This window comes from Ardenticatena maritima (assembly GCF_001306175.1).
Lineage (GTDB): Bacteria > Chloroflexota > Anaerolineae > Ardenticatenales > Ardenticatenaceae > Ardenticatena > Ardenticatena maritima.
This window is the reverse complement of record NZ_LGKN01000012.1, coordinates 1-1,288: the sequence shown is the minus strand read 5'-3', so window position 1 is coordinate 1,288 and position 1,288 is coordinate 1. Positions and strand designations below refer to the sequence as shown.

Genomic DNA, 1,288 nt, shown 5'->3' with positions numbered 1-1,288 from the left:
CGTGGAACGACGCGGTGCAGGGGTCGGCGGCGGCCGAGTACCTGTACAACGAGTTGGGAGTGCGGAAGGTCGCGGTGATACATGACGGGTCGGCGTATGGTCAGGGCCTGGCGGACGTGTTCAAGGAGACGTTCGAGGGTTTTGGCGGGGAAGTGACCGACTACGAAGGGATCACGGTTGGTGAAAAAGACTTCCGCGCGACGCTCACCAAGATTTCCGCTCACCAACCCGAAGCGATTTACTTTGGTGGGTTCCAGGCGGAAGCGGCGTTGCTGGTGAGCCAGAAGAACGAGGTAGGTCTGGAAAGCGCCATTTTCTTCACGGACGACGGTGCGTTCTCGGACCAGTACATTGAAGCGGCCGGCGGCGCGGCGGAAGGGTCGTATGCGACGTTTGCAGACCTGCCGGCGGGGTCGCCGGAGTTGGAAGCGTTCCGCGCGCGGTACAAGGAGAAGTACGGCGTGGAGCCGAGCGAACTGGGACCGTTCCACGCGCACGCGTATGACGCGACGATGGTGCTGCTGAACGCGATTGAGAAAGTGGCTGTTGATCAGGACGGTACGTTGCTGGTGCCGCGCAAGGCATTGGCGGAGGCGGTGCGTGCCACGAAAGACTACCAGGGTCTGAGCGGCACGATTACGTGCGACGAGAAAGGCGACTGTGGTTCGGCGAACATCATCATCTACCAGGTGCAGAACGGCGAATGGGTGCGCGTCTTCCCGCCTGAATCGTAATTCGTCCTTCTGGCAAAGCCTGTTAGAATAGTGCAGCGAGGCTCTCACCCGACGGGACGGTTTTTGAGAGCCGTCCCGTCGCCTTCACCGGTCTATACCAAATTTTCACGCAGTGCATCAACCTCATGCAAACCCTGAAAGGGGGTGATAGTGGCGCAAAACGGTTTGGTATCTTCAAGTTGTCCCCTTTGTCTGTCCAATAAGTGCAAGAAACGGAGGAGAAAGTATGCGTAAGTATCTCATTGCCTTGATGGTGCTTCTGGCGCTGGCGTTGGCCGCCTGTGGTGGTGGCGGTGAAGAGACGACGGCGACGGAAGAGCCGCAAGCCGGCGGAGAAACCACGGAGCAGACCGGTGGGGAAGAAGCCACGACGGTGGAAGACCCGTGGGGCGTAGTGGAGTTGGCGCCGGGTGAACCGGTGAAGATAGGGTTTGCCGCGGGGCTGAGCGGCGACGTGGCGAACCTGGGGATTGACATGCAGAACGCCGCGGAGTTGGCGGTGGAAGACAAGCCGGAAATCAAGGGGCACCCGGTGGAGTTGGTGGTCGAAGACT

1 protein-coding gene and 1 pseudogene are annotated in these 1,288 nt (G+C 60.2%); both read left to right on the top strand.

The window, feature by feature from the left end:
• The coding region (locus SE16_RS15160; protein ID WP_152968840.1) for a branched-chain amino acid ABC transporter substrate-binding protein at nt 1-734 on the top strand (734 nt) is incomplete at its 5' end.
• Nucleotides 735-960: 226 nt separating this feature from the next.
• Nucleotides 961-1,288: pseudogene (locus tag SE16_RS15155) on the top strand (hypothetical protein); the annotation flags it as partial.